Origin of the sequence: Vogesella indigofera (genome assembly GCF_028548395.1) — a bacterium.
GTDB lineage: Bacteria > Pseudomonadota > Gammaproteobacteria > Burkholderiales > Chromobacteriaceae > Vogesella > Vogesella indigofera_A.
Genome location: NZ_JAQQLA010000004.1, coordinates 499695 through 520157, shown reverse-complemented (window position 1 = coordinate 520157; position 20463 = coordinate 499695). Strand labels below are relative to the sequence as shown.

20 protein-coding genes and 1 tRNA gene are annotated in these 20463 nt (G+C 65.1%); 16 read left to right on the top strand and 5 right to left on the bottom strand.

All coding sequences use genetic code 11. From position 1 onward, the window contains the following. The 3 genes from PQU89_RS08180 to ispB form a co-directional block, all read right to left on the bottom strand. Entirely contained in the window at window positions 1–126 is a 126-nt protein-coding gene (locus PQU89_RS08180) for a hypothetical protein (protein WP_272765391.1), read from the bottom strand. A 58-nt stretch (window positions 127–184) separates the two neighbouring features. After that, window positions 185–259, bottom strand: a tRNA-Arg gene (locus PQU89_RS08175). Between the two features lie 16 nt (window positions 260–275). Then, complete coding sequence (ispB, locus tag PQU89_RS08170) at window positions 276–1247, bottom strand: octaprenyl diphosphate synthase (RefSeq protein WP_272765390.1); 972 nt, start codon at window positions 1245–1247, stop codon at window positions 276–278. A 183-nt stretch (window positions 1248–1430) separates the two neighbouring features. Here ispB and rplU point away from each other — a divergent pair, with 183 nt between their 5' ends. From rplU to PQU89_RS08115, 11 genes are all read left to right on the top strand, one after another. Next, complete coding sequence (rplU, locus tag PQU89_RS08165; protein ID WP_082133678.1) at window positions 1431–1742, top strand: 50S ribosomal protein L21; 312 nt, start codon at window positions 1431–1433, stop codon at window positions 1740–1742. A 13-nt stretch (window positions 1743–1755) separates the two neighbouring features. Further along, window positions 1756–2031: a 50S ribosomal protein L27 gene (rpmA, locus tag PQU89_RS08160; RefSeq protein WP_047966597.1), complete on the top strand. Its 276-nt coding sequence runs from the start codon at window positions 1756–1758 to the stop codon at window positions 2029–2031. 162 nt (window positions 2032–2193) lie between these two features. Further along, window positions 2194–3405, top strand: coding sequence for a GTPase ObgE (gene obgE, locus PQU89_RS08155; RefSeq protein WP_272765389.1), 1212 nt, complete (start codon window positions 2194–2196; stop codon window positions 3403–3405). 574 nt (window positions 3406–3979) lie between these two features. Next, window positions 3980–4300, top strand: coding sequence for a hypothetical protein (locus tag PQU89_RS08150; RefSeq protein ID WP_272765388.1), 321 nt, complete (start codon window positions 3980–3982; stop codon window positions 4298–4300). A 477-nt stretch (window positions 4301–4777) separates the two neighbouring features. After that, window positions 4778–6067: a hypothetical protein gene (locus tag PQU89_RS08145; protein ID WP_272765387.1), complete on the top strand. Its 1290-nt coding sequence runs from the start codon at window positions 4778–4780 to the stop codon at window positions 6065–6067. Continuing rightward, window positions 6064–6765 (top strand): hypothetical protein, encoded by a 702-nt coding sequence (locus PQU89_RS08140; protein ID WP_272765386.1) that lies wholly within the window; start codon window positions 6064–6066, stop codon window positions 6763–6765. Before PQU89_RS08145 ends, PQU89_RS08140 begins: the two co-directional genes overlap by 4 nt. Next, on the top strand, window positions 6765–9575 hold the full coding sequence (locus tag PQU89_RS08135; protein WP_272765385.1) for an AAA family ATPase: 2811 nt from the start codon (window positions 6765–6767) through the stop codon (window positions 9573–9575). The genes PQU89_RS08140 and PQU89_RS08135 overlap by 1 nt, the downstream gene beginning before the upstream one ends. Before the next feature lie 264 nt (window positions 9576–9839). After that, complete coding sequence (locus PQU89_RS08130) at window positions 9840–10511, top strand: CsgG/HfaB family protein (protein WP_272765384.1); 672 nt, start codon at window positions 9840–9842, stop codon at window positions 10509–10511. A gap of 39 nt (window positions 10512–10550) precedes the next feature. After that, window positions 10551–10892 (top strand): DUF4810 domain-containing protein, encoded by a 342-nt coding sequence (locus tag PQU89_RS08125; RefSeq protein WP_272765383.1) that lies wholly within the window; start codon window positions 10551–10553, stop codon window positions 10890–10892. A 24-nt stretch (window positions 10893–10916) separates the two neighbouring features. After that, window positions 10917–11570, top strand: coding sequence for a DUF799 domain-containing protein (locus PQU89_RS08120; protein WP_308446594.1), 654 nt, complete (start codon window positions 10917–10919; stop codon window positions 11568–11570). A 195-nt stretch (window positions 11571–11765) separates the two neighbouring features. Beyond that, window positions 11766–12503, top strand: coding sequence for a M48 family metallopeptidase (locus tag PQU89_RS08115; RefSeq protein ID WP_272765381.1), 738 nt, complete (start codon window positions 11766–11768; stop codon window positions 12501–12503). Window positions 12504–12662: 159 nt separating this feature from the next. On the opposite strand, the gene PQU89_RS08110 is transcribed toward PQU89_RS08115, so the two are convergent. Continuing rightward, window positions 12663–13811 carry a glycerate kinase gene (locus PQU89_RS08110; protein ID WP_272765380.1) on the bottom strand — a complete coding sequence of 383 codons (1149 nt, stop codon included), beginning with the start codon at window positions 13809–13811 and terminating at the stop codon, window positions 12663–12665. A gap of 152 nt (window positions 13812–13963) precedes the next feature. Here PQU89_RS08110 and PQU89_RS08105 point away from each other — a divergent pair, with 152 nt between their 5' ends. The 5 genes from PQU89_RS08105 to tpx all read left to right on the top strand — a co-directional run bounded on the left by PQU89_RS08105 (window position 13964) and on the right by tpx (window position 18699). Continuing rightward, complete coding sequence (locus PQU89_RS08105; RefSeq protein WP_272765379.1) at window positions 13964–14830, top strand: MBL fold metallo-hydrolase; 867 nt, start codon at window positions 13964–13966, stop codon at window positions 14828–14830. A gap of 370 nt (window positions 14831–15200) precedes the next feature. Next, the gene (locus PQU89_RS08100; protein ID WP_272765378.1) at window positions 15201–16634 is read left to right on the top strand and encodes a high affinity choline transporter 1; all 1434 of its coding nucleotides are present in this window, start codon (window positions 15201–15203) and stop codon (window positions 16632–16634) included. A 126-nt stretch (window positions 16635–16760) separates the two neighbouring features. Beyond that, on the top strand, window positions 16761–17660 hold the full coding sequence (locus tag PQU89_RS08095; protein WP_272765377.1) for a DMT family transporter: 900 nt from the start codon (window positions 16761–16763) through the stop codon (window positions 17658–17660). A 22-nt stretch (window positions 17661–17682) separates the two neighbouring features. Beyond that, a complete protein-coding gene (locus PQU89_RS08090; RefSeq protein WP_255907927.1) occupies window positions 17683–18078 on the top strand; it encodes a carboxymuconolactone decarboxylase family protein in 396 nt (131 codons plus the stop codon). A gap of 123 nt (window positions 18079–18201) precedes the next feature. Further along, window positions 18202–18699, top strand: a complete 498-nt coding sequence (gene tpx, locus PQU89_RS08085) for a thiol peroxidase (RefSeq protein WP_272765376.1) — start codon at window positions 18202–18204, stop codon at window positions 18697–18699. A 92-nt stretch (window positions 18700–18791) separates the two neighbouring features. Here tpx and PQU89_RS08080 read toward each other — a convergent pair whose 3' ends face one another. After that, entirely contained in the window at window positions 18792–20444 is a 1653-nt protein-coding gene (locus PQU89_RS08080; protein ID WP_272765375.1) for a methyl-accepting chemotaxis protein, read from the bottom strand. Window positions 20445–20463: the final 19 nt, after the last annotated feature.

Below are 20463 nucleotides of genomic sequence, written 5' to 3'. Positions count from 1 at the left end.
TTACTGCGGCTGGCTGGCGCTGTGGCCGGCGGCGGCCGGGGCCTGCGGGCGGGTGAAGTGGTTGATGGCGGTGGCCAGCACGATGCCGAGGATGATCAGCAGGCCAAGGCGTTGCAGCAGGTTCATGGGAAAGCTTCCGTAATAAGCAAAACGCTACCGGTGGCGGTAGCGTTGGTGGTGATGATGGTATCCCCGACAGGAATCGAACCTGTAACTGCCCCTTAGGAGGGGGCTGTTATATCCATTTAACTACGGAGACAGCCAAGAAAACGGGGTCAGGCGTCGCGGCGTACCGACAGGCGCGCCAGCTCGGCCAGCGCGGTCTTGTAGTCGCTGTCCGGCAGCGGGGCCAGCACCGCGATGGCGCGTTCGGCGGCTTTTTCTGCCTCGCCGCGCGCATAGTCCAGCGCGCCGCAGGATTGTACCGCAGCCATCACTTCGCCGAAACGCTCGCGGCTGGCGGCTTCCAGTGCCTCGCGCACGGTGGTGGCGGCCTGTTCGCTGCCCTGGCGCATGGTGTAGATCAGCGGCAGGGTGACCTTGCCTTCGGCTAGGTCGTCGCCGACGCTCTTGCCGATGGTGCCGGCGTCGCCACTGTAGTCCAGTACGTCGTCGATGATCTGGAACGCGGTGCCCAGGTGCATGCCGTAGTCGGCCAGGGCCTGTTCCTGCTCGGCGCGGGCACCGGCCATGATGGCGCCGACGCGGGTGGCGGCCTCGAACAGCTTGGCGGTCTTGTACTGGATCACCAGCAGGTATTGTTCTTCGGTCAGACTGGTGTCGCCGATGTTGAGCAGCTGCAGCACCTCGCCCTCGGCGATGATGTTGGTGGCGCCGGCCATCACTTCCAGGATGCGCATATTGTTGCTGGCGACCATCATCTGGAAGGCGCGGGTGTACAGGAAGTCGCCGACCAGCACGCTGGCGGCATTGCCGAACATCGCGTTGGCGGTCTGGCGGCCGCGGCGCATGTCGGATTCGTCGACCACGTCGTCGTGCAGCAGGGTGGCGGTGTGGATGAACTCCACCATCGCCGCCAGCTCGTGCAGGTACGGTTCGCCGTAACCCATGGCACGGCCGGCCATCAGCGTCAGCACCGGGCGCAGACGCTTGCCACCGGCAGAAATGATGTATTCCGCTACCTGGCGGATCAGGACGACGTCGGAATGCAGGCGCGTGCGGATGACCTGGTCGACAGCTTGCATATCGTCGGCGGTCAGCGTGCGAAACAGCGGAGTGGAGGACATTGCTACCGGTTCAAATGGTCGGGAAAACCGCGCGATATTAGCAGACAAGGCCGCTGTGTTGCCATGGCAAACACGTTTGCCACGCAGTGTCGACAAAAATATTGACACCTATCAGGCACTTGCGTATATTTTCGCGTTCTTCGCGCACACTGCGCGCAAGAAAGAATATTAGGAGCTATACGAATGTATGCGGTCGTAAAAACTGGCGGTAAACAGTACAAAGTTTCCGTTGGCGAAAAACTTAAAGTAGAACAGATACCTGCAGACGTCGACAGCCAGATCGTACTTGAAGAAGTGCTGATGATTGCTGACGGTGAGCAAGTTTCCGTAGGCGCGCCTCTGGTAGCTGGCGCAACTGTCCAGGCAACCGTGGTTGCTCATGGTCGTGGCGACAAGATCCGCATCTTCAAGATGCGTCGTCGTAAGCACTACCAGAAGCATCAGGGTCATCGTCAGAACTACACCGAAATCCGCATCGACGCGATTTCCAAGTAAGGGATAAATAGACATGGCACACAAAAAAGCAGGCGGTAGTTCCCGCAACGGTCGTGATTCCGAAGCCAAACGTCTGGGCACCAAAGCCTACGGCGGCGAGCTGATCCCGGCTGGTTCCATCATCATCCGTCAGCGTGGCACCCGTTTCCACGCTGGTGAAAACGTTGGCATGGGCAAGGATCACACCCTGTTCGCCAAGGTTGACGGCTACGTGAACTTCGCGGTTAAAGGCGCTGCCCAGCGCAAGACCGTTAGCGTTGTTCCGTACACTGGTGTTGACGCAGAGTAATTCTGTAGCCACCGGAAAAAGCCCTATCGCACGATAGGGCTTTTTTGTTTGTCCGATTATCGTATTGGCCACACGAGGTGTGAGGCGCAAGGGGCTGCGGCCAACCTTGGGCAGCCGGCGGCCGTTTGCGCCTGACTCCTCGCAAGCATTTAGGAGAGTTTCATGAAATTTATCGACGAAGCCCGCATTGAAGTGCGCTCCGGCAAGGGCGGCAATGGTTGCTGCAGCTTCCGCCGTGAAAAATTTGTACCGCGTGGCGGCCCGGACGGCGGCGACGGCGGTCGTGGCGGCGACGTGATCGCGGTGGCCGATGAAAACATCAACACCCTGGTCGAATACCGCTTCGTGAAGAAATACCTCGCCGTTAACGGCGAGAACGGCCGCGGCGCCGACTGCTACGGCAAGGGCGGCGACGACATCCGCCTGCGCCTGCCGGTTGGCACCCAGATCTACGACGAGCACACCGGCCAGCTGATCGCCGACCTGACCTTCCACGGTCAGGAACTGGTGCTGGCCAAGGGCGGCAAGGGCGGCCTCGGCAACATCCACTTCAAGAGCTCGCTCAACCGCGCGCCGCGCCAGTTCACCCGCGGCGAAGAGGGCGAGATCTACAACCTGCGCCTGGAGCTGAAGGTCCTGGCCGACGTCGGCCTGCTGGGCATGCCCAACGCCGGCAAGTCCACCTTCATCCGCGCGGTGTCCGCCGCCAAGCCGAAAGTGGCCGACTATCCGTTCACCACCCTGCACCCGAACCTGGGCGTGGTGCGCATGGACGACACCTCCAGCTTCGTGATCGCCGACATTCCCGGCCTGATCGAAGGCGCGGCGGAAGGCGCCGGCCTCGGCCACCGCTTCCTCAAGCACCTGTCGCGTACCGGCATCCTGCTGCACCTGGTCGACATCGCGCCGTTCGATCCGGACGTCGATCCGGTGCGCGAGGCACGCGCCATCGTCGAGGAGCTGCGCAAGTACGACGAAGCGCTGTACAACAAGCCGCGCTGGCTGGTGCTGAACAAGGTCGACATGCTGCCGGAAGAAGAGCGCGAGCTGACCGTGTCCGCCTTCCTCGAAGCCTACGGCTGGCCGAAGGCGCAGGCCGACGACCGCTTCGGCTTCGACATGACCGCGCCGCGCCACTTCGTGATCTCCGGCCTGACCGGTGAAGGCACCCGCGAGCTGGTATTCGCGATCAAGGAATACCTCGACGTGCTGCGCGCCGCCGAGAAGAAGGCGCGCCTGGAGGCGGAAGAAGCCGAACGCGCCGCCAAGCTGGCCCGCGCCGCCGCGGCCGGTGCCGCACCGGTGGCCGCGATCCAGACGCTGGTGGCGGATGACGCGCCGGCTGCGGATGCGGGTGCGGATAGCGCCGAGTAAGTTGCTGCGGCCAACGTTGGCCGCAAGGTGATGTAAACAAGGGCAAGCCGGATGGCTTGCCCTTTTGTCATTTTTTGGGTGGTATGATGGGTGAAATTCGGGTGGATTGCAGGCCGAGCGACGTTGAGTTTCTGACATGGTGAGCGTTGGGTTTCGCAGGCGCTCAGCCCAAGCTATGGTCCTGAGAGCGGACGGGAAAACTAATAAAGGCTGAAGATTTTTATGGTGAAATATGTTTTTATCATTGGTGCGTTGTCCTGTTTTCTTGCTATGCGAGTCATATTCTTCAATCACAAGATGAAAAGGCCCCCGCTCGGCTTTAGGGATTTTATGCAGTACCGAATGAGGACGGTCACTGTGATTTTATGCTCATTATTATCTTTAATTGTATTTAGCATAGGAGTCCACGAGGCGGGAGGGGACATCAGCCCAGTTCTCTTCTTTTTTGCTTTTGTTTTCCTTATTCCTATTGCTTATGTTGTCTATTTGGTGAGGAAGGACTCTAATAGCAATTAACACGTAGGTTAGGCTGAGCCTACGTAGCCCAACGCTTACCGCGATTGAATAACAAAGGTTGGCCGCAAGCCGTAACAGGTTTGCGGCCAACCTTGTTTTTGTCTGGGGTATCCGCTTCGCGGATGTTTTCTATCTGCCGCTTTCCGCGCGGCGGCGGCTTACTTTCTTTTGCTTCGCCAAAAAGAAAGTAAGCAAAGAAAAGGCGACCCGACGGCGCAAGAATTCCCGTGCAAACTGCCGCCATCCCGGCGCAGCCCATCCGCTGCGCTCAAAAGAGGGCGGCTTGTATCCGGGCTGGCGGCAATTTGCACGGCTTGCGCCAACGGGATTGGGTGCGTTGGTGCGGTTTTGGTTTTTGTGGGGCGTGGTGTTCGGTTAGGTCGTATATCGGGTTAGCGCAGCGTAACCCGACATGCCTGCGGCCAACCTTGCCATTTTTATTTTCGTGTCTTTTCGTGGGTTTCGTGGCCAAAGCAGCTTTGCTTTTGTCCATGTTTTTCTGTGTGCTTCTGTGGCTAAAAATCAAAACTGATTACTGCGACAACGTTGGCCGTAAGTCGCGTCGGGTTACGCTCCGCTAACCCGACCTACAAACTGGCTGGTGATTGAAATGGGTTGTTGCCCATCTTTTGTTTTTATTTTCTTGTTCTTTCGTGGGTTTCATGGCCAAAGCGGTTTTCCCCGTGTGCTTCCGTGGCCAAAAAAACAAAACCGCTTACAGCCTCAACGTTGGCCGCAAGCCGCGCCGGCTTGTGCTGCGCCACCCTGAGCCACCCTCCCGTCGCGCTCATCCCCCGCCGCCATTGACGGCACGGCCTGTCCGCTCCGACAATCCACGGCTGTTTAACGCCGCTGGATGCTTGCCTTGGATTCCCTTTCCGATTTTTTCCGCCCCGGGCTCAGCCCGGACGCGCTGCCGGCGCTGAACCGGCTGTCGGCGGCGTGGCCGTATCTGGCGGTTTTCGTCACCCTGTTTCGCGGCGGTGACGAGGAAGTGCTGATGCGGTTGCTGGTGCTGCACGAGCTGGGCAGCCGCGCCGAGGCGCCGTACTGGACGCCGCAGGATATCGCGCAGCGCTTCGCCTATCTCAACGACACCAAGCTGAACACCATTCTCGGCCGCCTGCGCGAGGGCGAGTTGCTGGTTTACGACAGCGACGGCGGCCATTACGCCTTGTCCGACACCGCGCGCGTGGCGCTGTCGGCGCTGGCGACGCTGATCGACTTTGCCGGCGACGACGTCGAGCTGGGCTATCTCGCCAGCCAGGTGGCGGCGGGGCAGGCGGTGGGGCAGGTGTCGGACGAGGCGTTGCAGCATCTGCTGGCGCGGCTCAATGAGCTGCACGCCGAGTTCGCCGATGCGCTGGAATCGCAGTCCGAATTCCGCATCCGCGCCGCGCAGCACCGGCTGGAGTCGGTGTGGCGCTGGGTGGCGAAGTCCACCGACGTGGTGCGCGGCCTGACCTGCGACGAGCGGCTGAGCCTGACCACGCTGAGTCAGGCGCAGGCGATCGCGCTGGCGCAGAGCCGCATGCTTGCGCTGGCGGGCACCTTCGAGCGCCGGCTGGCGCAGCTGGCGGCGCAGCGCGTGCATCTGGGCAGCTCCGGGCTGACCTCGACCGACATCGCCGACTGGCTGCGCCACCAGGGCCTGGCTCGGCTGGCGGGGCTGGCCGACGGTGTGATTGCGGCCAACGTCGAGCCGGCGTTCCTGACCACGCCGGAGCTGGCCGACGTTGCCGAGTACGAGCTGCTCGGCCGCGAGCGCGCGCGCGAACACGATAACGCGCTGCCGGCGGCGGCCAGCGCCGAGACCGCCGACGCGGTCGAGGCCGAACGCCTGCTGGAGGCCGAGGCGCTGTACGACACGCTGGCGGCGCTGCAGCTGGCGCCGGCGGACGGCGTGCCGATCAGCGACGCGGTACTGGCTGCCAGCTACAACGAAACCGCCTACCGGCTGTCGCTGCTGTCGCTGCTGGGCGACCCGGAAAGCCGCAGCGACCGCGGCGTGATTGCCGCGCTGGCCAAGCTGCCGCTGGCGCTATCCGGCGGCGATGTCGTGCTGGCGCTGGACCACCCGGAGGTGGCCAGCCTGTCCGACGCGCAGCTGACCGTGACCCCGACATCCCGAGACTCAACATCATGATGGAACAATCCCTCACCGTACTGGTGTCGCGCCTGCTGGCGCACCGCGTGATTCCGCGCAGCGACGCGCTGGCGCGCCGCGCGCTGCTGGACGACGCCTTCCGCGCCGAGTTGGACCAGAGGTTGGCCGCCGTCGGCCTGCGGCTGGTGGAAAACCCCTACGCCGAGCACATCGCGGTGGCGCTGCTGCCGGCGATGACCGAGCCGGTGTTCGGCTCGGGTGAAGCGTGGCTGAACAACAACCTGGGGCTGCCGCGCGACGGCGTGGCGCTGCTGGTGATCGTGTGGGCGCTGATCATCCTGCCCAAGCGCGAACGCCAGATCAGCCGCGTCGAGGCCGGCCGCGAGGGGCAGCACGACATGTTCGGCGCGCAAAAGCCGCTGGAAACCGGCGACACGGTGTCGGTCGGCATCTCCGAGGACGCGCTGTACGCCGACTTCGGCAAGCAGCTGGGCGGCCGCACCCGCTTTGCGGCCAACCTTGGCCGCCTGGTCAACCTCGGCTTCCTCAACCGCCGCAACAAGTGGCTGGAGGAAGGCCCGATGCTGGACCTGATGGTCGACTACGCCCAGCTGGCGCCGCGCATCATCGAAGGCGCGCTGGCCGACGTGCTCGGCCGCCGCCAGGCCCTGCTGCAGGAGGCCGCCGCGACCGCGCCGGTCGTAGAAACCGACAACAGCCAAGTGGAGAACGCCTGATGTTCCAGATGAAATCGGTAGAAATGGTGCACTGGGACTTCTGGCAGCGGCTGACCGTGCCGCTGGACGCGCAGATCGTCACCATCATCGGCCCCAACGGCTCCGGCAAGACCACGCTGCTGGACGCGCTGCGCACGCTGCTGGCGATCAAGTGCTCGGGCAAGCGCGACTACAAGCGCTATGTGCGCAACAACCGCGAGCCGTTTGCCTTTCTCAAGGGCGTGGTCGCCAATCCGCGCCGCCTCAATGGCGGGCTGTATCCGACGCCGTTCTTCCCGCTGTTGAGCGAGGAGGTCACCCTGCTGTGCCGCATCAAGAAGCAGGGCGGCGACTGGGTACGCCACTACGCCATCGCCGAGGGCGACGTGGCGCTGGACAGCGCGGTCGGCGATCCGGCGCTGGCGTGGCTGGGGGTGCAGGAATACCGCCGCCGGCTGGAAGCGGCCGGCCTCACCGCCGCCGTCGGCGAGGTGCTGGCGCTGGAGCAGGGCGACACCGACAAGCTCACCGAGTACACGCCCAAGCAGTTGCTGGATCTGGTGTTCCAGGTGTTCGGCGACAAGGACGTGCTCGACAATTACCAGCACGCGCGTGACGAACAGCGCGCCGCCGAGGCCGAGCTGAACGCGCTGTCGCAGCAGCAGGAGGCGCTGGAAGTGCGCGTCGAGGCGATGAAGACGCGCGCCAACCGCTATCTGGAATGGACCGGCCTGCACAAGCGCGTCACCCGCCTGCGCGACGAGGCCTTGCCGGTGCTGGGCCTGATCGATGGCCGCAGCGCCATCGCCCGACAATGGGGCGACTACCGCCGCGTACAGCATGACTACCTGAATGTCAGTGCTGACCACCGTGCCACGCTGCAGCTGATGGCCACGCTGCGCCGCGCCGAGAGCGAGGCGCAGGCCGCCCGCGCCCAGGCCGACAGCGAGCGCCACCACGCGCAGCAGGCCTTCATGCACGCTCGCGACGCGCTGCGCGACGTGCAAAGCCAGCTCAAGGAACGCGACCGGCTGCAGGCGCTGGCCGGCCAGCAGTACGGCGATGACGCCGCCACGCTGACGCAAAGGTTGGCCGCACTGCGCCACGACGCCGACAGCCTGCGCGACAGCCTGCGCAGTGCCAAGCGCGAGCGCGACGAGCACGGCGCCGAACTGGCGGCGCTGGAAAGCGGCAAGCCGCGCGCGCCGGACGATGTGCGCCACTTCCGCGCCGCGCTGGACGAGGCCGGCATCGGGCACAGCATGCTGTGCGACATCGTCGAGGTGACCGATGCCGCGTGGCAGGGCGCGGTCGAGGCGCTGCTCAAGCCCTACCGCCACGTGGTGCTGCTGGCCGACCCCGCCGACCGCCGCGCCGCCTGGCAGCTGGGCGAGAAATTGCGCTACCGCCACTTCGTGGTGCCGGACACCGCCAGTGTGCCGCGCGCGCGCGGCAGCAGCCTGCTGGAGGTGGTGCGCTTTGCCGAACCGGCGCCGGAATGGCTGTACCAGCAGATGAACCGCGTTAGCCGCGTCGCCGACGTGGCCGCCGGCAGCAAGGAAGACGGCGACTGGATCACGCCGGAAGGCTATTTCCGCGAACGTCGCGGCGCGCGCCACATCGGCGTGCCGCAGCGCGATTTCGCCTTCGGCGAGGCGGCGCGCCAGTCGCGGCTGCTGGACCTGCGCGCCACGCTGACGACGCTGAACCAGCGCATCATCGCCGGCGAGGAGCAGTTGGTGGCCGCCAGCCGCGACATCGCCGCGCTGGCCGACTACCTGTCGGGCATGGATTCCATCGCCCAGCTGGCCAGCCGCGCCGACGAATTCGCCGCGCTGGAGGCGCGGCTGACCACGCTGCAGGCCAGCGTCGCCGAGCACGGCGCCGCACTGGCCGATGCCGACAGCGCCTGCCGCGACGCCGAAACCCGGCACAGCGACGCGCGGCTGGCGCATGACCGCGTCTGCCAGCGCGAACAGGACAGCCTGAACCGGCAGGCCGCGCGCCGGCTGGAAGCGGAGCAGGCGCGCCGCACCCTGCGTCGCCTGCTGGCCGAATTGCGCGACAGCCACAGCCGCCTGCCGGTCGCGGCGCAGGATGCCGCCTACGTCGCGCAGCTGACCGAGGAGTTCGAAACCGCCGCCGACGTGCGCCACGAGATCCACTATCTGGAAGAAAAGCTGGCCGCCGGCGACTGGGAGTGCGACGACGCGGTGCTGCAGCTGAAGGACAAGCTGCAGGAAGACCTGAGCGCGCTGGCGCGCGAATGCCAGCGCCGCCAGGCGGAGGTGGAACGCGCCGCCGGCCTGACCACCGACGCGCGCGAGGCGTATCTGGGCAAGCTGCGCGCCACGGTGCGCGCCTACGGCAGCAACATCAAGCGCCTGGGCGAGCTGGCCGGCATCGGCGTCGAGGTCGAACTGCCGCTGCTGTCCAATGACGACACCGCGCTGGCGCAGGCTGGCCTCACGCTGAAGTTCAACTTCGACCAGAAGGGCATGATGGGCATGAACGACGGCGAGGCGTCCGGCGGCCAGCAGGTGATGAAGTCGCTGATCCTGCTGATCGGGCTGATGATGGACGAGGCCAACCCATCCGGCTTCGTGTTCATCGACGAGCCGTTCGCGCATCTGGACATCTTCAACATCGACCGCGTCGCCGGCTTCCTGAAAGCCACCGAGGCGCAGTACCTGATCACCACGCCCAACACCCATAACATCAACATCTTCGCGCCGTCCGGCCTGACGCTGGCCACGCGCAAGAAACGCCCCGGCGAGCAGTGGGCGCCGGCCATCCTGCAGACGCGGAGAAGGCTGGAGGCGGAAACCTGATGCTGACCACCCCGGTACCGGTGACCGGGGTTTTTTGCGGCCAGCGTGGCCGATAATGACCGCGGGGCAGACAGGGCAAGCTGCCCGATCGTCATTTTTTGCTTGGAGATGGTTATCGGATCATGTGATGATATGTGGCTATATTTATAAATTTTATTAAATACTCGTCATTGCATGGTGTGCTTGCCATGGGACTGGAACTGGTCCCGCCTGGCGCCGTGCACCGGCGGTGATAAGGTGATCATGTTGAGGCTGGAGCATCCGATGAAGAAACCGTTACTTTCCCTTTCCCTGCTGGCGCTGCTGGCGGCGACAACGGGTTGTGCCACCGAGAGTTCGCGCAGCCTGGAGGTGGCCAAGGTCGCCACCGCCGGCACGCCTTACCAGGGGCAGCGCAGCCTGATTTCGGTCGGCAAGTTCGATAACCGCTCCAGCTATATGCGCGGCATCTTCTCCGACGGTGTTGATCGTCTGGGCGGCCAGGCCAAGACCATCCTGATTACCCATTTGCAGCAGACCGGCCGTTTCAATGTGCTGGATCGTGACAACATGACCGAGATCGGGCAGGAAGCGGGCTTCAAGAAACAGGCGCAGGCCATCAAGGGAGCCGATTTCGTGGTCACCGGCGATGTCACCGAGTTCGGGCGCAAGGAAGTGGGTGACCACCAGCTGTTCGGCATCCTCGGACGCGGCAAGCAGCAGATCGCCTACGCCAAGGTCAACCTGAACATCGTCAAGGTGCAGACTTCCGAAGTGGTGTACTCGGCACAGGGTGCCGGTGAGTACAGCCTGTCCAATCGCGAGATCATCGGTTTTGGCGGTACCGCCAGCTACGACTCCACCCTGAACGGCAAGGTGCTGGATCTGGCGGTGCGGGAAGCGGTGAACAATCTGGTCGCCGGTATCCAGTCCGGTGCGTGGCAACCGGCGCCCTAACCCTGTCAGGTAAACACAATGATGATGTTATCGCGAGGCATGAGCATCGGCGCCGGTTTGCTGCTGGCGGCGGTCATGAGCGGATGCGCCAACCAGCCCAAGCCGCTGTACCACTGGGGGCCTTACCAGCCGCAGGTTTACGAATACTTCAAGGGTGATGGCGCCGGCGAGCAGGAGCAGATTGCCGCGCTGGAAGAGAATATCCAGAAGGCAAGAGCCAAGGGGGAGGCGTTGCCGCCCGGCTACCACGCCCATCTTGGCCTGCTGTATAGCAAGGCGGGGAAGGAGGACCAGGTGAAACAGCAGTTCGAGACCGAAAAAGCGCTGTTCCCGGAATCGTCGTCCTTTATGGACTTCTTGCTGCGCAAATTCAAAAAGTAAGGGATCGCAATGCGTTTTTCATGGATGAAAGGCCTGCTTGCCGCGGTGGGCGTGCTGGTACTGGCCAGCGGCTGCGCTACCCAGAAGCCTTATGACTACACCGCCTACAAGCAAAGCCGCCCCAAGTCGGTGCTGATTCTGCCGCCGCTCAACAGCTCGCCGGACGTGAAGGCCACCTACAGCATGCTGGCGCAGATGAGCACGCCGCTGGCCGAATCCGGCTACTACGTGTTTCCGGTGGCGGTGGTGGATGAAACCTTCCGCCAGAATGGCCTGACGGCTCCCGGCGACATGCAGGCGGTGCCGCCGGCCAAGCTGCACGAGATCTTCGGTGCCGATGCCGCGTTGTATGTGGACGTCAAGCGTTACGGCGTGACCTATACCGTGCTCAGCAGTGACGTCACGGTGGTGGCCGAGGCCAAGCTGGTGGACCTGAAAACGGGGCAGTTGCTGTGGGATGGCCGCGCCAGTGCGTCCAGTGCCGAGCAGCAAAACAACAGTGGCGGTCTGGTCGGCATGCTGGTGTCGGCGGTGATCAACCAGATCGCCAACTCGCTGACCGAAAAGGGCCACGTTTACGCCGGCATCGCCAGCCAGCGCCTGCTGAGTGCGCAGCCCAACGGCGTGCTGTATGGCCCGCGCTCGCCGCGCTACGGCCAGGACGGCGTGCCACAGTAAGTACCGGCGGCGGCAGGTGCCGCGGAGCAAGGCCAGGCCAGGGTTGGCCGCAAGCCAAAACGGTTTGCGGCCAACCCTGTTTTACGCTGTGGCCCGTGCTGCTGGGTGGTGCTGGCCTTGGTTTTGCCATGCCATAGACATGAACTGTTTATTCCAATAGAATGCCGCGCTTTGCTACCCACGGTGATTCCGCACATGAAACAGCTCGCTCTCGTTGCCGCCCTCGCGGCTTGCCTGGCCGCTCCGGCGCAGGCGTTCAACCTCAACTCCGTGCTCAGCGCCGGTACCGACCTGGTGAAGTCCGCCACCCTCAGCGATGGCGAAGTGAAGGGTATGGCCGCCGAGGCCAGCAAGTCGATGGACAAGCAGAACAAGGTCGCTGCCGCCGGCAGCGCCTACGGCAAGCGCCTGAACAAGATCGTGCAGGGGCTGGGCAATGAAGACGGCCTGCAGCTGAACTTCAAGGTGTACCAGAGCAAGGAAGTGAACGCCTTCGCCATGGCCGACGGTACCGTGCGCGTGTACAGCGGCCTGCTGGACAAGATGACCGACGACGAAGTGCGCTATGTGATCGGCCATGAAATCGGCCACGTGAAGCTGGGCCACACCAAGAAGGCGATCCAGGTCGCCTACGCCGCGTCCGCGGCGCGCAAGGCGGCGGCCGGCAGCGGCAACAACATCGCCGCCTCGCTGTCGGAGTCGGAACTGGGCGATTTCGCCGAGCAGATCGTGCACGCGCAGTTCTCGCAGTCGCAGGAAAGCGACGCCGACGCCTACTCGGTGGAATTCCTGAAGCGCCACAACTACAACCTGCAGGGCGCGCCGGCGGCTCTGCGCAAGCTGGCCGCGCTGTTCGGCAACGAAGGCAGCGTGCTGGCCAGCCACCCGGCGCCGGGCGACCGTGCCGACAAGGTGGAAAAGCTGATCAAGTAAGCTTGACCGGTCTGCATCACGCAAAACAGCCCGCCATTGGCGGGCTGTTTTGTTGTGTGCCCGGGAGGCGGGCGTGTCCGATGACGGCGGGGCAGGCGGGTCGTGGCTACGACCTTGGCCGGGGCAGGCCCCTTGCTTGCGGTCGCTGGCCTGGCGCGGCTAGCGGCGCGGTATTGCCTGCAGCGCCAGCAGTGCGCCGACGTTGCGGGCGCAGCGTTCCAGGTTGGCCGCGGCGTGTTCCAGCGCGTCGTCGAGGGTGGTGATCTGCTGCACGCAGGCGAACACCGCGTCGATGCCGTGCTGGTGGACCGCCTCGACACCGTCGCCGAGGCTGCCGCCGATGGCGATCACCGGCAGGCCGTGCTGCTTGGCGCGGCGCGCGACGCCGATCGGGGTCTTGCCGAACACGGTCTGGCCGTCGAGGCGGCCCTCGCCGGTGATGACCAGGTCGGCGCCGGCCAGCGCCGCGTCCAGCCCGACGCTGTCGAGCACGATGTCGATGCCGCGGCGCAGCTGGCAGGGGAAGAACGCCAGCGCCGCCGCGCCCATGCCGCCGGCGGCACCGGCGCCGGGTACCGTGGCGATGGTGTGGCCAGTGTGCCGTTCCAGCTGCCGGCCGTAGTGCGCCAGCGCCTGGTCCAGCTGCGCCACCATCGCGGCATCGGCGCCCTTTTGCGGACCGAAGACGGCGGAGGCTCCGTGCGGCCCGCACAGCGGATTGTCGACGTCGCAGGCAATGTCGAAGCGGCACTCGGCCAGCCGCGGGTCCAGCGTGCTGCTGTCGATGTGTGCCAGCTGCGCCAGCGCGCCGCCGCCAAGTGGTAAAGGTTGGCCGCAGGCATCCAGCCAGCGCACGCCGAGCGCGGCGAGCATGCCGGCGCCGCCGTCGTTGGTGGCGGAGCCGCCCAACGCCAGGATGATGTGGCGCGCGCCGTGGTCCAGCGCGCTGCGGATCAGTTCGCCGGTGCCGTAGCTGGTGCTGTGCAGTGGATTGCGCTCAGGGCGCGGCACGTGCTCCAGCCCGCTGGCACTGGCCATCTCGATGACGGCGCCGCGGCCGTCGCCGAGCAGGCCCCAGTTGGCGAACAAGGGCGTATGCTGCGGGCCGGTGACGCGCTGGCGGATGCGCTGGCCTGCCGTGGCGTCCAGCAGTGCGTCCAGCGTGCCCTCGCCGCCGTCGGCGACCGGCAGCCGCAGCAGCTCGGTGTGCGGCAGCAGCGGCGCCAGGCCGCGGGCGATGATGGTGGCGACTTCGCGCGCCGACAGGCTTTCCTTGAATGAATCCGGGGCGATCACGATTTTGCGCATGGTGGCGATGTGGCGGCAAAAAGTTGGGTAAGCGATTCTATGTCATCGCCGCCGCCACCGGGCAAGGGCATCGCCGCGGCGGCATGACAAAACCAAGCACTTGCTCGATAATGCGCTTTTGCCACCGACCCTATCCTCAGGAGCCTGCCGCGATGCGTACACTGACTTCCCTGCTCGGCAATTCACAACAACTCGACGGCGGCGCGATGTTCGGCAACGCGCCGCGCGCGGTGTGGGCCGGCTGGCTGGCGCCGGATGCGGCCAACCGCGTGCCGCTGGCCTGTCGCTGCCTGCTGGTGGAGGAGGGCGACGGTCGCCGCATCCTGCTGGAAACCGGCATCGGCGCCTTTTTCGCGCCGAAGCTGCGCGAACGCTACGGCGTGGTGGAGGCCGAGCACGTGCTACTGGACGCGCTGGCGGCGCAGGGGTTGAACGATGTCGACATCGACGTGGTGGTGCTGTCGCACCTGCACTTCGACCACGCCGGCGGCCTGCTGGCGGCGTGGGACGGCGGCCCGGCGCGGCTGCTGTTCCCCAACGCGCAGTTCGTGGTCGGGCGCGAGGCGTGGCAGCGGGCGCTGAATCCGCATCCGCGCGACAAGGCCTCCTTCGTGCCGGAGTTGATCGCGCTCTTGGAGGCCAGCGGCCGGCTGGTGCTGGTCGATGATGCGACGCCGGCCTGCCTGCCGCCGGACTGGCGCTTCCATGTCTCCAACGGCCACACCCCGGGCATGCTGCTGGCGGAAATCCCGCTGCCGGGCGGGCCGCTGCTGTTTGCCGCCGACCTGATTCCCGGCGCGGCGTGGGTGCACGTGCCGATCACCATGGGCTACGACCGCTACCCGGAGCTACTGATCGACGAGAAGCGCGCGCTGCTGCAAAGGTTGGCCGCAGCCGGTGGCCGCCTGTTTTTCACTCACGATCCGCAGCTGGCCTGCGGCGAGGTGCTGCTCGATGGCCAGACGCAGCGTTTCAGCGTGACGGCGACGCAGGCAACATTAAGCAGGCTCGCGATTTGACCTTGTCATTGTTTAACATAATTGACGACAGTAAAACGCATGATTGAGGCACAATAGGCCACAGCTGCTGTCGTGCATGGCACTGGCGATACGCCCGCTTTTGCGCAGTACTATCTAGCTATAACTCGATGAAATCACTTGATTTTTCTGGCGGGTGCTGCTGGCGAGATACAAAACCCCGATGCCGTGACGGTGTCGGGGTTTTGTTTTTTGTTACGGCGAAGTGTTTAAAAAATTGCTCATTTGCGGGGTGCGCTGGCTATAATGCCAGCACAATTACATAGGTGAGGTACGGCCTAGCCCTGCAGGATGCGGGTGCCGCCGGATCATCATTCTGACAACGCTACCAAGGATTGAGGAGACGGAAGTAATGCTTGTCTGGTTTGTCGTGCTCTATCTGGCTGTTACCGTCGGTATCGGCCTGTACGCTTCAACGCGTGTTCACAATGCCAAGGACTTTGCCTCGGCCGGCGGCAGCATGCCGCTGCCGGTGGTCACCGCGATGGTGTTCGCCACCTGGTTCGGCTCCGAGGCGGTGCTGGGCATTCCGTCCACCTTTCTGCAGGAAGGCTTTGCCGGCATTGTCGAAGACCCGTTCGGCTCCTTCGGCTGTCTGATGCTGGTCGGCCTGCTGTTCGCCAAGCGGCTGTACCGCATGAATCTGCTCACCATCGGTGACTTCTTCCGCAACCGCTACGGCAATACCGTGGAGGCCATCACCAGCGTGGTGATCATCCTGTCCTACCTGGGCTGGATCGCGGCGCAGATGACGGCGCTGGGTGTGGTGTTCAACGTGCTGTCCGAAGGCGCCATCACCACCACCCAGGGCACGCTGCTGGGCGCGGTGATCGTGCTGTTCTATACCCTGTGCGGCGGCATGCTGTCGGTGGCATTCACCGACTTCCTGCAGATGTCGGTGATCGTCGGCGGCCTGATCTACCTGGTGTGGCTGGTATCCGGCATGGCGGGCGGTTTCGACGTGGTGGTGGCCAAGGCCGCCAGCGAGAACAAGCTGTCCTTCATCAACGATACCAGTCCGAAAGGCATCGTCGCCTTCATCGGTGCGGCGCTGACCATGATGCTGGGCTCGATTCCGCAGCAGGACGTGTACCAGCGCGTGATGTCGGCCAAGAACGAGAAAGTGGCGGTCCAAGGCTCCATCCTGGGCGCCATCATGTACCTGACTTTCTGCATGCTGCCGATCTTCCTGATCAGCGCCGCTTCCATCATTGACGCGAAAATGGTGGCTACCCAGCTGGGTATCGATCCGCAGATGGTGCTGCCGCGCCTGATCCTGGACAAGACGCCGCTGTTCGCGCAGATCATGTTCTTTGGCGCGCTGCTGTCGGCCATCATGTCCACCGCCTCCGGCACGCTGATGGCGCCGTCGGTGACCTTCGTGGAAAACGTGCTCAAGCACTTCATGCCCAAGATGAGCGACCGCCAGTTCATCAAGGCCATGCGTTTGTCCATCGTGGTCGCCGCGGTCGTCACCACCGCGTTTGCCCTGTACTCCGATGCCAGCATCTACGAGATGGTGGGCAATGCCTACAAGGTGACGCTGGTGGCGGCGGTGGTGCCGCTGTTTGCCGGCCTGTTCTGGAAGCGGGCCACCACGCAGGGCGCGCTGCTGTCGATGCTGCTGGGGGTGGTGAGCTGGGTGGCGCTGGAACTGAGCTACACCGACGACGCGTTCTGGCCGCCGCAGCTGGCCGGCCTGCTGCTCAGCGTGCTGGGCATGCTGCTGGGCTCGCTGACACCGCAACACTTTGCCGTGCGTCAGCTGCAGGTGCAGCGCGCCTGACGATTGCAGAAGTACTCCTGGGGAAGGGGACTGGCCGGGGCAATTGCCCCGGCTTTTTTTCATGAACAGTCTGTTGCCATGGCGCAGCTTGTCAGGCTTGCGGCCAACGTGGCAAGGTAGCAGGCTATGACGAAACCATTCCCCTCGCCGCGGCTGGCCTATCTGCTGCTGACGCTGACTGCGCTGTTCTGGTCCGGCAATTTCGTGCTGGCGCGCGCGATGCACGCCAGCGTGGCGCCCATGACCTTATCCTTTGCCCGCTGGAGCATCGCGCTGTGCCTGCTGCTGCCGTTCGGCGCCGCGCCGGCGTGGCGCCAGCGCGCGCTGTGGCTGCCGTACTGGCGCCGGCTGCTGGCCCTGGCGCTGCTCGGCGTCACCGGCTTCAATTCGCTGGCCTACTGGGGCCTGCAGTACACCGCCGCCACCAACGCGGTGCTGCTCAATTCCTTCATCCCGATCCTGATCGTGCTGTTCGGCGCGCTGTTCTTCGGCGTGGCCATCGCCCGCCGCCAGGCGCTGGCGGTGGCGATTTCCTTTGCCGGCGTGCTGCTGGTGGTGGCGCACGGCGACTGGCACAGGTTGGCCGCTCTCGACATTAACCGCGGCGACGCGGTGGTGTTCCTGGCGATGGTGGCGTGGGCGCTGTACACGCTGCTGCTGCGCGGCATGCCGCCGGCGCTGCACCGCATCGGTCTGCTGACGCTGCAGGTGGCGATCGGCCTCATCGGCATCGCGCCGCTGTTTGCCTGGGAGCTGGCCAGCGGCCGCCACACGCCGCTGAACGCCGCCACGCTGGCCACCTTTGCCTACGTCGGCACCCTGCCGTCGGTGGCGGCCTACTATTTCTACAATCTGGGTGTGGCGCGCGTCGGCGCGGCGCGGGCCGGCATGTTCATCCACCTGATGCCCGGCTTTGGCGCGCTGCTGTCGATGCTGTTCCTCGGCGAGGCACTGCAGCTGTACCACCTGGCCGGCATCACGCTGATCCTGGCCGGCGTCACGCTGGCGACGCGCAGCCACACCTGAAACCCCACGCAAGGAGAGCAGCATGAGCGAACAGGACAAACAGCAGGGGCTGGCACGGCGCACGCAGGTGATGGGCGAGGCCTTCGCCAGCCGTGCGATGAGCGGTCTCGACGGCTTCAACCGCCCGCTGCAGGACTGGCTCAACGAGCACGCCTGGGGCAGCACCTGGCAGCGCGACGGGCTGGAGCTGAAAACGCGCAGTCTGCTGACCTGCGCCATGCTGGCGGCGCTGGGGCGCAGCCAGGAGCTGAAAGGCCATATTCGCGGCGCCATCAACAACGGCGCCAGCCTGGTGGAAATCCGCGAAACCCTGCTGCACACTGCGGTATACGCCGGTGCGCCGGCAGCGGTGGAAGCATTCCGCGCCGCGCGCGAGGTACTGGACGAACTGGGGCTGTCGCTGCCTGAGCACGAGTAGGGCGGTCGACACGTAAAACAGGCACGGCTTGCGGCCAACCTTGTTGGTAACAGGGTTGAATTCTGCGGCACATGCCCCACACTCAGCTGATCACCCACCCTTCTTTTGAAAAGGAAGCATCCGATGGCAACCGTTACCCTGCGTGGCAATGCTGTAGACGTGGCCGGCGCCCTGCCGGTCAAAGGCGACAAGGCTCCGGCGTTCAGCCTGACCAATGGCGATCTGGCCGATGTCGGCCTGGCCGCCTTCGCCGGCAAGAAGAAAATCCTCAACATCTTCCCGTCCATCGACACCCCGACCTGCGCCACCTCGGTGCGCAAGTTCAACGAGAAGGCCGCCAGCCGCGACGGCGTGGCGGTGCTATGCATCTCCGCCGACCTGCCGTTCGCGCAGAAGCGCTTCTGCGGCGCCGAAGGCATCGACGGCGTTGCCAACCTGTCCACCTTCCGCCACGCCGAATTTGCCGAAGCCTACGGCGTGAAGCTGGCCTCCGGCCCGCTGGCCGGCCTTACCGCGCGTGCGGTAGTGGTGCTGGACGAGAACGACACCGTGCTGCACAGCGAGCTGGTGGCCGAGATCGGCAGTGAGCCGGACTACGACGCGGCACTGGCCGTACTCTAAGTCACCCGGCAAGGTTGGCCGCAAGGCCGACCTGCAATACAAAACGGCGCTCATGCAGATGAGCGCCGTTTGTGTTTGCTGACGGTGCCGCGTCAGGCTGCGCCGCTATTGCGGGATTCGAAGCGCGGTTTGTTGGCCGAGAACGGTACCGCGGCGCCGGTCTGGCTGTCGATGCGGAACCAGGCCAGATCACGGTTCATCTGCGCCGACACCTCGCGCCAGCGCCCCATCGCCGGCGCCAGCGATTCCATCTTGCCGAAGATGTCGCTGGCCAGTGCCGACACCTCGCTGCCGCGGCTGCGGATGTGGCCGCCGGCCTGGCTCTGCTGGTGGCTGGCCTCCGCCACCTCGCGCAGCACCTGGTTGATGGTGACCAGCGCGCTGTCCATGCTCAGCAGCGCCTCGCCCAGCGAGGTCTGCGCCACCACGCTGCCGTGGCTGGCCTGGTGCGCGGCGTCCATGGTGGCAGCCAGCGCCTTGGTGGCGCCCTCGATGCGCAGCAGGGTGTCGAAGATGCCGGCGGTGGCGCTGGAGGTGCGCTCCGACAGCTTGCGCACCTCGTCGGCGACCACGGCAAAGCCGCGGCCGTGCTCGCCGGCACGCGCGGCCTCGATCGCCGCGTTCAGCGCCAGCAGGTTGGTCTGCTCCGCCACGTCGCGGATCATGTTGCTGATCTGCGCGATGTCGGAGATGGCGTGCTTCAGCTGCTCGGTCTCGCCCACCGCGCCCTGGATGCGGCCGGCCAGCGCCTGCAGCGTGCCGGCGGTGTCGCCGGCCAGCTCGCGGGCGTGGGCGGTGCGCTCGGTGGCGGTGTCGGCGTCCTGCAGCGCACGGCGGATGTGGCTGACGATTTCCTCGGCCGAGCTGGCCACCGCGTTGGCGGCGTGGTTGCTGTGCTCGGCGGTTTCCGCCTGCTGGCGGGTGGTGCCGATCACGTGGTGGGTGAGGTCGAGGATGTCCTGCGCCTCGCGCTCGCTGCCGGCGGCATTGCTGCGCACGGTGCCGAGCAGCTCGCTGAGCTTGTCGAGGAAGCGGTTGATGTGACCGGCGGCCTGCGACAGCTCGTCGCGGCCGCTGACCGGCAGCCGGGTACTGAGCTGGCCCTCGCCGAGCAGGTCGGCGGCGTGCTGCATCGCGGCGATCTGCTTCTTCAGCCGTTGTGCCAGCAGAACCTGCGACAGCACCACCGCCACGCTGGCGACGCCGAGCGGCCCCAGCACCAGCAGCACCAGTTGCAGCATCGCCTGCGCCATCGCGCTTTCGGCGCTGGCCAGCTGGCGCTGCTCGTTATCCAGCGTGCTGTCGATCAGGTTGACCAGCGGCACGATGCTGAGGCTGTAGGCGCGCTCCGGGATCGACAGCGCGTCTTCCGGCGCGGTTTCTGCGATGGTCAGCGCCGAGCGCAGGTTCTTGGCAAACTCCTGCCAGTAGCCCTGTGCCTTGCCGGCGAACACCTGGCGGCTGGCGGGCGGCAGTGCCTGGCTGATCGCCGGGATCAGCTTGCCGACGTTCTGCTGCACCCGCGCCAGCCGCGGCGCGGTGTCTTCCAGCAGCGGATCGGCGCGTGCCAGTGACAGCACCTCCGCCTTCAGCGTCTGCAGGTGGGTGGACAGCTGCTGCCGCTCGCGATAGTCGGCAAATTGGTGGCGCAGCGACAGCAGCTGCTGGCTGCTGAGCAGCATCACCACGATCAGACAGCCAAGGGTAAAGGCTACGGTTAGCCACAGGCGTTTTACCAGCGTCATTTTCAATTGATCCCTTCAA

Excerpts from the sequence above, each read along its gene's own strand:
- PQU89_RS08110 (WP_272765380.1), bottom strand. The coding sequence starts at position 13,811 with ATGCGCAAAATCGTGATCGCCCCGGATTCATTCAAGGAAAGCCTGTCG.
- PQU89_RS08125 (WP_272765383.1), top strand. The coding sequence starts at position 10,551 with ATGAGCATCGGCGCCGGTTTGCTGCTGGCGGCGGTCATGAGCGGATGC.
- PQU89_RS08090 (WP_255907927.1), top strand. The coding sequence starts at position 17,683 with ATGAGCGAACAGGACAAACAGCAGGGGCTGGCACGGCGCACGCAGGTG.
- PQU89_RS08120 (WP_308446594.1), top strand. The coding sequence starts at position 10,917 with ATGAAAGGCCTGCTTGCCGCGGTGGGCGTGCTGGTACTGGCCAGCGGC.
- PQU89_RS08095 (WP_272765377.1), top strand. The coding sequence starts at position 16,761 with ATGACGAAACCATTCCCCTCGCCGCGGCTGGCCTATCTGCTGCTGACG.
- PQU89_RS08105 (WP_272765379.1), top strand. The coding sequence starts at position 13,964 with ATGCGTACACTGACTTCCCTGCTCGGCAATTCACAACAACTCGACGGC.
- rpmA (WP_047966597.1), top strand. The coding sequence starts at position 1,756 with ATGGCACACAAAAAAGCAGGCGGTAGTTCCCGCAACGGTCGTGATTCC.
- PQU89_RS08180 (WP_272765391.1), bottom strand. The coding sequence starts at position 126 with ATGAACCTGCTGCAACGCCTTGGCCTGCTGATCATCCTCGGCATCGTG.
- PQU89_RS08145 (WP_272765387.1), top strand. The coding sequence starts at position 4,778 with ATGCTTGCCTTGGATTCCCTTTCCGATTTTTTCCGCCCCGGGCTCAGC.
- rplU (WP_082133678.1), top strand. The coding sequence starts at position 1,431 with ATGTATGCGGTCGTAAAAACTGGCGGTAAACAGTACAAAGTTTCCGTT.
- PQU89_RS08130 (WP_272765384.1), top strand. The coding sequence starts at position 9,840 with ATGAAGAAACCGTTACTTTCCCTTTCCCTGCTGGCGCTGCTGGCGGCG.
- PQU89_RS08080 (WP_272765375.1), bottom strand. The coding sequence starts at position 20,444 with ATGACGCTGGTAAAACGCCTGTGGCTAACCGTAGCCTTTACCCTTGGC.
- PQU89_RS08140 (WP_272765386.1), top strand. The coding sequence starts at position 6,064 with ATGATGGAACAATCCCTCACCGTACTGGTGTCGCGCCTGCTGGCGCAC.
- PQU89_RS08135 (WP_272765385.1), top strand. The coding sequence starts at position 6,765 with ATGTTCCAGATGAAATCGGTAGAAATGGTGCACTGGGACTTCTGGCAG.
- ispB (WP_272765390.1), bottom strand. The coding sequence starts at position 1,247 with ATGTCCTCCACTCCGCTGTTTCGCACGCTGACCGCCGACGATATGCAA.
- PQU89_RS08115 (WP_272765381.1), top strand. The coding sequence starts at position 11,766 with ATGAAACAGCTCGCTCTCGTTGCCGCCCTCGCGGCTTGCCTGGCCGCT.
- obgE (WP_272765389.1), top strand. The coding sequence starts at position 2,194 with ATGAAATTTATCGACGAAGCCCGCATTGAAGTGCGCTCCGGCAAGGGC.
- PQU89_RS08100 (WP_272765378.1), top strand. The coding sequence starts at position 15,201 with ATGCTTGTCTGGTTTGTCGTGCTCTATCTGGCTGTTACCGTCGGTATC.
- tpx (WP_272765376.1), top strand. The coding sequence starts at position 18,202 with ATGGCAACCGTTACCCTGCGTGGCAATGCTGTAGACGTGGCCGGCGCC.